The sequence below is a fragment of the candidate division WOR-1 bacterium RIFOXYB2_FULL_36_35 genome, from assembly GCA_001771505.1.
Classification (GTDB): domain Bacteria; phylum Margulisbacteria; class WOR-1; order XYC2-FULL-46-14; family XYC2-FULL-37-10; genus XYB2-FULL-36-35.
The window spans coordinates 57,242-68,657 of sequence record MEUA01000023.1 but is presented as its reverse complement, the minus strand read 5'-3'; the positions used below and the strand labels follow the sequence as shown (position 1 = coordinate 68,657).

Sequence of the window (11,416 nt, the reverse complement as noted above, 5' to 3'; positions counted from 1 at the left end):
GTCAAGATAAATGGTAATTTAGCGACCAAAGGAACGTCTATAGTCGGTAGTGTTGTTAAATATGAGTATACCTATTCTGTAAAAGAGGATGAGGCTCAAGGGACTGCAAATCTTTTAATAAGTCTTAAAGATCTAGCTAGGAATGTGGCAACATATGAGTCAGGCTCACTATTAATGATAGACACAATAGCGCCAGTTATTTCAGATCTTGAAATTTCTCCTCAGTTGTCGAAAGTAGGAACTGTAGAGATCAGTTTTACAGCATCAGAGAGCCTTGAATCAGATCCTATTGTAAAAATAAATGGGAATATTAGTAACCAGTTTACAGTAACCGGTAACCGGTATTTTTATAAATATAATGTGACTACAATCGATGCACAGGGAGATGCCCTTGTGCAAATATTTGTTCAAGATGAAGCAGGGAATAATTCAACATATCAAAACGGAAGTTTATTATCAATAGATACTTTTTCTCCATCGATAACAAATGTAAATATAGATGTCGAGGAGAATAGAAGGGGAGTTGATGCGGTTGCCTACGCGAAACTTGGAAGTAAAGTACTGATTGATTTTTCAGTTTCAGAGCAACTTTTAAATGATCCAATTGTTCTTGTTGATAATAATCTTGCAATTAAAGATACTAAAACATCCTATTCAGACAGCAGGATAGATTATTCTTACTATTATGTAGTTTCAGGATCAGATAGTGATGGAGTAAAAGTTGTTTCTATCAATACAACTGATTTGACGGGCAATATCACTTTGCAAACTTTCAATAATTCACTTGTAATAGATAAAACAACTCCACTGATATCAAATTTATCCTACTCACAAAACCCGATTAAAGCGGGAGTTTTGGCCATCAATTTTAATGTTTCAGAAGGTTTGAAATCAGCGCCAACGCTTGAGGTTACTCAATATAACGCAGCAAAGCAAACAGTTATTTCAACCGGTCAATGGTCGATAGTTGGGGGGAAGTGTTCTGCCACATATTCTGTTTTCTCAAGCGCAAATGGTGCAAATGATGGCACATGTGAAGTTAAGATTTATACAAAAGATAAGGCTCTTAATGCAACCGTAGAAGCATTTAATAATTTAATTGTTGATACCATAAAACCTGTTTTTTTAAATATTTCATCGACTGTCAATAATCCTGATTTTAGCAAATATGGAAAAGAGGGTTCCAAGGTTGAGATGACTTTTCAAGGCTCTGAAAGATTAAAATATGATCCTGAGGTTAAAATAAACGGAAAGGCTGCGAATAGTGTCCAGTGTACGGTTTACAGTGTACCGTATGAATACAAGTCGGAATATATTGTTACTGGCATTGATAGTGACGGGAATGCGGCAATATCAATATCTGGGTATGATGATGCCGACAATTTGGGAGAGATAGAAACAAATTCTTCCGCAGAAAGTTTTGTAATCGATTTAACAAGCCCGACGGTAATAATAGCAGATCCTGAGGCAGGGACAGATTTAATCGCAAGCCCAAGTCCTTTTTCTACAAACGCGAACCCTGAGGATGGAAAAAATTCCACAACTCTCCGCTATGAAACGACTGAATATGGATATGTGACGGTAAAAGTATATAAAGTTGATGATGAACAGAAAAGCTACATAAAAAATGATTTTGTCGAATCAAAAAGAGTTGCGACTTTAATATCCGGAACCTGGATGGAAAGCGGAGCTCATAATAACATTTGGGATGGCAGAACATCAGTTGCGGTTTATGATGCAAACAGCGACGGGTTTGCCGATTCCGGCAAGTATGCCTTTATAGTAGAAGTAAAAGACAAAGCAGGGAATGTTACCGAATACAAATATGGAGGAACCGTTTGGATACAGAACAATGTTTTATATGTGATGGAGCCGGAAAGCGTTGGAATAAATCCTGATCCTTATTACTTTGGTCCAAATGGAAATGGAGTTAATAAAACGACAAGGTTTTGGTTTAGGGTAAGGATTGGATTGACTCCGGGACAATCCGATCCTCCGGAAAGAATTACGGCAATGTCACTTCCTGACGACATGCTCTGGCTTGATGGGGTTGTTAAAAAAATTGGAACTTATACGGTAAGAGTTTACGATTCATCAAATAATTTAATAAGGACAATTATCAAAGATCAGCCTGTAGAGTCATCTGTTGATACCTATGTTATATGGGATGGAATGCGTGATGGACGAGAGGACGAAGGAGGAGGGATGAAGATTGCAGAAAATGGAATATATAGAATAGAAGTAGATGTAAAGGATTTTGCAGCCAACAATGCCTACAATAATTTATTTTCAAAAACAGTGATGGTGGATAACACTCTCCCTTCTGTTTCTGAAAATATTTTAAGCGAGTATTATTTTTCTCCAGACGGTTCAGGGGTGAAGGATTCTACCCTTCTTTCATATTCAGTGAATGATAATCTAAACACAGTTGAAGTGGATATCGATATTTCAAACGATGGGGTTGCGACAGGAAGTTTGCAATCAACAGCAACTCTGCCCTCCAATGCTTCTTACAGCAATGTGTGGAGCAACCAGGGGATAGATAAGGATGGAAAATATACCTATAAAATTTACGTGAAGGATGTTGCAGAAAATTATGTTGAGGTAGCGGGAGAAGCGATTGTTGACAGGACAGAGCCTTCAGGAGAAGTTACATTTTCTTCTGCCAATTACAATAGCGGCAAGTATTACATTAATTCTTCTTCGGTTACGCTTGCATTAACCTATTCGGATATGTTAAGCGGAATAGAAGACACGATGAGATTTAGTAATGATGGCACAAATTGGAATAACTGGGAGAGTTTAGCTTCTACCAAGTCGTGGAATTTGACGGCGGGCGATGGAGAGAAGCGAGTTTATGTGCAATTTGTTGATAATGCAGGGAATTATGGTGAGTATTCTTCTTTCGTTATTTTAGATACAGATAATGTTGATGTTTTATGGAGCGGACAGGCGGCTAATACTTGGTATACAGGGAACAATGCGATAAATATAAATTTGAGCGATATTAATTTAAAAGGTTTTAAATGGAATTGGGATACACCTCCCTCAGATGATACGTCAGAGTGTATTTTATCAACCACAGGGACAAATAATCATCCAGGGGAGGGAGAAAGGACTCTTTATCTTAAAGCATGGGATTGGGCGGGTAATAAATATGAAGAGTCGAGAGTCTATAAAAGAGATGTTACTGCTCCTACGATCTCATTTGGAGGGCAAGCCCCGGACGTTTGGTATAGTGGAAACAATGCTATCACAGTTTCATTGGCAGATAATTTAAGCTATAAAGGTTTTAAATGGAGTTGGGATAGTATGCCGACAGACGATTCAACAGGATGCAATACTTCGGCTACAGGAACTACCTCTCATCCCGGGGAGGGAATGAGAACCTTGTATGTAAAAGGATGGGATGAGGCGGGGAATATTCAATCAACGCAAAAGGACTATTGGAGGGATATTACGGCGCCGAGTATTACGCCGCCAGAGGATAAAACTTTTAATCCATATTTAAATTCATTATCGTTGAGCTTTAGTGTAAATAATAGCGGTGGTTCTGGAATAGGTGCAGTAACGGCACGGATCGAAAAGACAACAGACGGGACACTCATAAAAGATTTACCTGTTTCAGGAAGTTATCCAAGTTATTCTATTAATTGGACAGGAATGAATAACGCGGGAGATTATGTCAACGAAGGAAATTATCGCTTAAAGATAACGGCAAGTGATAGTGTAGGAAATTTTTCGAGCAATACGACTTGTGACACAAGTTTACAGGATGATCAGTATATTGAAGTTGGAGAGAGTCCTTCTCTAACAATAAGTGGAAATAATTTAATTTTAAGTTGGATAAATGGAAATGATATTCAATCAAAAACAGAAAGTTTTTCTAACCTTTCATTTTCTGAGTTTTTTATCGATAAAAGCTTAACTGTTTATATTGATTCTGACCAGCAAATCAAATTAAATATGAGTGGTTATCTGGAGGTAGGAATGGTTCCCCCTCAATGTGGAGAAGTTTGGTATATCATAAAAAATTCTGCTGGGATAAATGTATATGAAAAAAATCTTTATGCAGCATTTTCTTATGCTTTTGTTCAGGGAAATAATTCACTAGTGAATGGGGTTTTCTATTCTTATAATCAATACAATAACATTTGGGAGACAGGAGATATGACTACTTCTTCTTACAATTTAAACGAAACTGTTTCTTTAAGCAAGGGGGAATACACTTTTTATATTTCTATAAAAGATGCGTACAGTTCTAGTGCTGCTACTTCTTATGCTTCTTTAGGAATTGAATATAGTGATTTTAAATTGTTTGAATATCAAAAAACTTGTCCTCCCGAATATGAAGATAACATAGAAGAAGCTGCTACATCATCCCCTCTGACAGTAGATTCTTATACAACAGGCCCAACTTCATCAGGGCAACATTCAGTTTGGGCAAGCGATGGTAATATTTATTATAAAAGAAATAATTCTCCATCCATTTTGATTGGACAGTCAGGATATAATCCAGCAATTTGTGTTGATCAATATAACAATGCTTACATATCATGGCAAGATACAAGAAGCGGAGCAAATCAAATCTACTTCCAAAAAATCCCATCAAACTTTGCTTCCGTTAACGGGACAGTAACAGCATCATCTTTAAATAACGTAAAACTCATCTCATCTATCGAAGCTTTGGCGCAAAATACAAAGCCAATTCTACTTGCGCCTGACGACGGTGCAATAGTTACAACCCTTCGCCCTACTTTCAAATGGCAGGGGATTAAAGGGAGAAAAAATTATAAATTGATTTTAAGCCAAATGCCAAACCTGCTTGAAATATCTTCAAGATCGTTTGATAAAATTATTACGCAAACAGAGGCTACTCCTATTAATACTTCTGATCCTATAATTGCTTACTCTATTCATGAATTTGATGAGGGCCTTTCTCGCGGGATATGGTATTGGAAAGTTGTGTCAGACTCCAATACAACAACAGAAGCTTCTTCTGATATCCGGTCTTTTGAAGTTGATCCCCCATTAACATTGGCTGGTATTACAAATTATCCAAATCCGTTTAATCCTAACAAAGAAAGCACAAAAATTAGATACAAACTTGGAAAGGATGTCGATGATGTTTGTATCAGAATTTATGATATTACAGGCAGGCTTGTTGTCGAACTAGACGGATTGCCATATGGAGAAGCTTCAAATATTTGGCAAAAGTATAATGATGTTCCTTGGGACGGTCGCAACGCAAGAGGAGATATGGTTATAAACGGGATTTATCCGTTTGAAGTACTAGCAACCTTAAATGGTCAATCAGTGTCGGGAAGAGGGAAAATTGCGCTGCTCAAGTAAATAAAGAGAGTGTACAGTTTACAGTAAATCAATAAAATTTGTTTGCAAGTTTTTTTGTATTTGTGTTTTTACTGTACACGGTAAACAGTAAACTGTAAACATAAAAAGGGGTTTTGTTTTATGAAATTATTTTTAAAGTATTTTGTCTTTTTGTTTTTACTGTACACTGTAAACTGTACACTGTTAACGGTTGGGTCTGTGGCGGAAGTGGGAGGCGTGGACATCGATGTGTTGTCGGCAAAAGTCGGCGCACGGCCTCTTGGGATGGGATGCGCTTTTACTGCAATTTCTGACAACTCTGATGCCTCTTATTATAATCCGGCAGGATTATCGTTTATTACAACAAGCGAATTACAATCAATGCAAACACGAATGTCCACAGATGCGGATCACTATTATATAAGCTATGTAACACCTTTTTTAAAAGGCGCGCTGGGCCTTTCATGGATACAAATTTCTTTGGGAGATATTACACAAACGACGACGACTGACGCCTTTAATGAAGTGATAACTACCAATATTTTTTCCTATTTTAGTAATGTTTATCTTTTGTCTTACGGATTGCCATTAACAAACAGCTTTGGCGTTGGATTAACAGCCAAGTATTTAACGTCTGATATGACATCGGTAAACCAGGGGCAAGCTACTGGATTTTCTGTAACGCCCGGACTTCTTTATAAATTAATAAGCGATAGTAAAAATATAGGAAAAATAGGCTTTACACTAGAAGATCTTTTAAACGAACAAAAATGGGGGACAGGCACAACAGAAAAAAGCATCCCCAAATTAAAACTGGGAATAGCTTTAGAAAATTTAAACATTTTACCTGAAGGATCTATTTTTGCGTTTGATCTTTCTCAGAAAATATCCCGAAAATATCCTGCAGAACTGTCGTTTGGTTATGAATGGAAAAATAATCTTTTAGCGCTAAGAATGGGCTGGCTGGAAACCTCATCCTTTACGGGCGGGATTGGATTTTCAGCAAAAAACAATGAATATTTTACCACTCAACTGGATTATGCGTATGTTGGCCAAACGTCTCTAAGTATGGAAAATGTACATAGAATATCACTTATAGGAAAATGGTAAACCATCAGAAGACCTATAAATGCCCTGTTGCGAAATGTCACACAGAAATTTAACATTTTGCAACAGTCCCATAAAGCCGATTTTTCTTTATCTAAGTATGAACCCCGATTAGAAAATCGGGGTTCATACCTGGGAAAATTTCCAACACTCTGCTAAAATTCTGTTCGTCTATGAATAATCGGGGTTAAATTTTAATGTTTTAAAATATGTTATAATTAATTTTATCATGGTTTTGTTTACAGAGATGTATTTATCCGAATTAATAGGGATTCCTGTTGTCGATCGGTTACAGGAACCTGTCGGAGGGGTAAAAGATGTTTTTGTTGTTTTGGGAGATAAATTCCCCAGAGTTATAAGCCTTTTAATTAAAAAGAAAATTGATAACAAAGAAGTTGTTTTGTTATTATCTGAAGTTGAACTTATAGGCAAAAAATTTGTAGCAACTAAATATGTAAAAGATCGCTTAACTTTTACTTCACATAGGCCCGAGGAAGTTAAATTGTTTGAAAATGTGGTAGATAAACAAATTGTAGATATAGATGGCGCTCGAGTAATTAGGGTGAATGACCTTAAGCTTGCTTTGGTTCAACAAGATATCAGGCTTATTGCCGCTGATATAGGGTTTTCAGGTTTTTTTAGAAGGATTGGACTGGAAAAATTTATATCCTGGGTATTTACGATTTTCGGCAAAAAACTTTCGGAAAATTTGATAGGTTGGGATCATGTTGAATCATTAAAAACCGGAACTTCTAAAGGATTAATTACAATTCCTCATCACAGAACAGCAGAACTTCATCCTGCGGATATAGCGCAAATAATAAGCCAGGTGCATTCTGCCGAAAAGACCGCTATATTTGATTCTTTAGATGAACAAACAGCTTCCGAATCTTTGCATGAGCTTGAACCTCACATTGGAGCTATGATAGTGCAAACAATAGATACCAAGAAGGCTTTAAGAATACTTGAAAAAATGCCTATAGATGAAGCTGCGGATATACTAGGTGATGTCTCTTCTGAAAAATGTGAAGAGTTCTTAAGGCTTATAAAACCTAAAAAATCCTTGGAAATAAGGAAACTTTTAAGGCATGGGGATGAAACAGCTGGAGGGCTTATGACTACTGAATTTATCGCTTTGCCTCAAACTTATACTGTGGAAGAGACTATAAATTACTTAAGAGATAAAGGTCCTTCAGCTGAAACTATTTATTATTTATATGTTGTAGACAATGATGAAAAGTTAATTGGTGTTTTAAGCCTTCGCAGTTTAATTATAAATGCTTCAGATGTAATAATTTCAACAATCATGATTAAAACCCCAATTACAACAAAAGCGGAAACGGATGCACGAGAAGTGGCACACGTAATTTCTAAATATAATTTATTAGCTGTTCCGGTTGTTGACGATAGCAATAAAATGTTAGGAATTGTAACAGTTGATGATGTTGTTGATTTTATTTTACCTCCTGTATCAAGAAGAAAAAGGCAAATGCTTGGATAATTTATGCATAACTTTTTTAAAAAAATAAAATTTTGGAAATTAAAATGGTTAATGTTTTTTTCTGTTGTCGGTCCCGGAATTATTACAGGTACGGCAGATAACGATGCCGGCGGCATTGCAACTTATTCTGTTGCGGGCGCGCATTATGGTTATCAGATGTTGTGGCTTTTAATTGTTATTACATTTATGCTTTATATAACACAAGAGATGGGGGCAAGGTTGGGAATTGTTACAGGAAAGGGGTTAGGGGATCTTATTCGAGAACGTTTTGGTTTGCCTTTTGCGGTCTCTCTTATTTCTTTGGTTTTTTTGGTCAACTTTGCTAATATTTTAGCTAATGTTGCTGGGATTGCTTCCGTTGCTGATATTTATCATGTACCACGGCTTATTTTTGTTCCACTATTTGTTTTTTTGATTTTATATGTGATTATAAAAGGAAGTTTTAATTTTGTACAAAACATTTTTATGACATCTGCTGTGTTGTTTTTCTGCTACATAATAAATGGTTTCATAGCAAAACCTGATTTGCACGCGATGATACAGGGAAGTCTAATCCCAACAGTTCAATTAAATAGAGATTATATATTCACAATGACAGCTCTAATCGGGACAACTTTAACAGTATGGGGACAATTTTTCATCCAATCTTATTTCGTTGATAAAGGAACACCCAAAAAATATTTACAGTCAGCAAAACTTGATGTCTTTATGGGTTCATTTTGGACGGATTTTGTTGCTTATTTTATTATGATTTCTGCCGCGGCAACTCTTTTTACAAAAGGCATTCATATAAGAACCGCCCTTGATGCCGCACTTGCAATAAAACCATTGTTGGGACCTTTATCAAAGCATCTTTTTGCGTGGGGATTGCTAAATGCTTCATTATTGGGTGCGAGCGTTATCTCCATGGGAACAGCCTATACTTTAACAGAAGTTTTGGGCACGGAGAGAAAAGTTAAGGCCTCTTTTTTTGAAGCTCCAATTTTCTATTCCATAATGATGTTTTGTCTTATTTTAAGCTCTATATTTGTGTTGTTCCCAAAATTTCCAATGATACTAGTTATTGTAGTATCGCAGGCTTTAAATACTTTATTATTGCCTATAATTTTTATTGTAGTTCTTAAATTAATAAATGATAAAAAATTAATGCAGCAATATATCAATGGACCCATCAATAATTTTATTGCATGGCTTACAATTAGCGGATTTACTATCATATCATGTATCATGCTCTATTTAACCTTCTTTTGATTATTATCATATGAAATAATCTGTTAAAATACATGATCTTAAATTAGATAGACTTCACCCCGATTATCATAATCGGGGTTCAAATGGTTGAAGTTTTATCTAGCGAAGAAAACAATTTATATGGCTATAATAAAAGCAACAAATAGTACAAATCCCCCGAAAAGAAGCGGATATTGGGTAAAGCATATTGATTCTGCTAATCCCCAACCTCTTTCATTCCCGAGAACTTTAAATGAAGCTAATGCCTTTAAAAATCATTTTGAGAACAATTTAAGCAAGAACCAGTTAATAAAAGTATTAATTAGATATTTTGATGTAGCTTTTGGTAAAGATGTCCCTGAATTTACAATAGTGACAACCAACTTATTTAAAACTGAGCATATTTCTACCCTTTTATCTTTTTTAGGTTCTTTTCTTTTAGAATATACAAAAGATCCAAGAGATAATTATACTGTATTGATTGACTTTCATTTATCAAAAAAAATTGATTTAAGCGCAGTTTTAGAAACGCAAACACAATTGGCCGAAAAGATTTTATCTTTTACAGACAAGCAAATTAAAATACATGGAATGGCAGAATATGCAAGAAAACAAAAATCAGGTGCAGCAAAAGAAGGGGAGGTTATAAGTATAAAGAAACTGCCGCAAAGAAGGGGAGGGCCTTATAGCGTAAGACATTTTGGATGAAAATATGTATGGATTATTGAATGAAACCGTCTATTATTAACATGGAGTCTGTTGCAACAATAACACCTTTTTCAATTCTTGCAATTCCATCAGAAAAACTAAATTTGGCTCCGCTATTGGGAACTAAAAAAACAGAGCCATTTTTTGGGAATCCGCTTCCAATTAAAGAACCATATATCTGTTTATTCTTTACACTATATTCTAAATGTCTGTTATCTGCCACAAGCCCTAAAAATTTACGATCAGGGTATAGAGCGCTTGATGTTATTTCTGAGCCGTAAGCGATAGTCCATCCTGAACCTATGACGGAAGAGGCTACTATTGAATTGTCTTCAATAGTAACATTATCTCCGATAATTGTTGGTCCTAGTAATGTTGATGATTTTGATATTTTCACATTATTTCCATACCATACAGGCAAACCATTGTTACCTTTTATTATATTTTCAGGTTTGGGCCACCATGAAAAATCAGAATTCCCAAAAACTCCACCCATTCCTGCAAGTAATTCCATATTTGAGCGCCAAAGAGCAAGTTTTGTTCCGTCATCCGACCACAAACCGTCAAAAACAAACCCGTATAACCCTTCGGGATCATTTGCTTCCTGTTGTCCATAAATTTGTGGACGTTCTATGATATCTGGAAATATATGTCTCCCCCAATCAGAAAAATTCGGGTTGACTTGCCCTTTCTTTATTAGCCCTTCTCCTTTTAGATAAGAAGAAAAAACTCCCAATCTTTTACGTCTGCCTTCGGATAATTTAATCTCATTTGGCCTGTGTGGAAATGAATCATCTATAAGAAAATCCACATCGTCCACTATTAAATCAAACAATCTTTTGCTGATAATATATATTGACGCATTATTTAAATTACTTGGAGAGTGAGGGGTCTTTTCTTTAAACTCAAGAATTCTAGAGAATTTTTGTCCAAGATACAGACTAAACCTGTCAGTATTTATATCCCTTATGTCTCCTTCCCTTACAACAGTTCCAAACCTTCCAACTTCATGCCATTGCACAGGTGCAAGAGCGATAGTAGCCAAGGCGTTGTTTTTAACATGCAAGTCATACATCTCTCTAGTATTTATTTTAGCCCTTATATCTCCGGAGGGTATTATGTAATTAGCGGGTATATCTAAACTTCCTCTTATATCACTATTCCATCCCTCTAAAATACAACCAGCTGTATCAAGATTAACATTTCTTTCTACTTGATGATCCCAAAAATATTCAACAGAATTTCCATAATATTGCCTAAAATCTTCCGGCATATACATAAGCACCATTGCTGTGCGATCAATTTCACATTCACTTTTTATTGTATCTATAAGAGGTTGCATAAGAGGAATCATTCCTCCAAGAGGGAGAAGGGGTTTGGGAAAAGCGTTAGAATTGTAGATTCTTGTTCCGCTTATTTTTTGGGAAGATTTTTCACAAATTGTAATAGGTGCAAGCCTGCTGCCCAACCCTCCTGCTAAAACTACTAACATTGGTGGTTTTTTATAACCCGTAGAAACTTTCAATAAATTCACTCCTA

At 35.9% G+C, this 11,416-nt stretch carries 5 protein-coding genes and 1 pseudogene; 5 read left to right on the top strand and 1 reads right to left on the bottom strand.

The genetic code is table 11. The features are described from left to right. The 5 genes and pseudogenes from A2290_03330 to A2290_03310 all read left to right on the top strand — a co-directional run bounded on the left by A2290_03330 (nt 1) and on the right by A2290_03310 (nt 9,877). Nucleotides 1-5,352 (top strand): annotated as a pseudogene (locus A2290_03330) (hypothetical protein). Between the two features lie 120 nt (nt 5,353-5,472). Further along, nucleotides 5,473-6,441, top strand: coding sequence for a hypothetical protein (locus tag A2290_03325; protein OGC15286.1), 969 nt, complete (start codon nt 5,473-5,475; stop codon nt 6,439-6,441). Nucleotides 6,442-6,685: 244 nt separating this feature from the next. Beyond that, nucleotides 6,686-7,939 (top strand): hypothetical protein, encoded by a 1,254-nt coding sequence (locus tag A2290_03320; GenBank protein ID OGC15285.1) that lies wholly within the window; start codon nt 6,686-6,688, stop codon nt 7,937-7,939. Nucleotides 7,940-7,942: 3 nt separating this feature from the next. Then, complete coding sequence (locus A2290_03315) at nt 7,943-9,190, top strand: hypothetical protein (GenBank protein ID OGC15284.1); 1,248 nt, start codon at nt 7,943-7,945, stop codon at nt 9,188-9,190. Nucleotides 9,191-9,277: 87 nt separating this feature from the next. Continuing rightward, the gene (locus tag A2290_03310; protein ID OGC15283.1) at nt 9,278-9,877 is read left to right on the top strand and encodes a hypothetical protein; all 600 of its coding nucleotides are present in this window, start codon (nt 9,278-9,280) and stop codon (nt 9,875-9,877) included. A 13-nt stretch (nt 9,878-9,890) separates the two neighbouring features. Here A2290_03310 and A2290_03305 read toward each other — a convergent pair whose 3' ends face one another. After that, nucleotides 9,891-11,402 (bottom strand): hypothetical protein, encoded by a 1,512-nt coding sequence (locus tag A2290_03305; GenBank protein ID OGC15282.1) that lies wholly within the window; start codon nt 11,400-11,402, stop codon nt 9,891-9,893. Between the last annotated feature and the right edge of the window lie 14 nt (nt 11,403-11,416).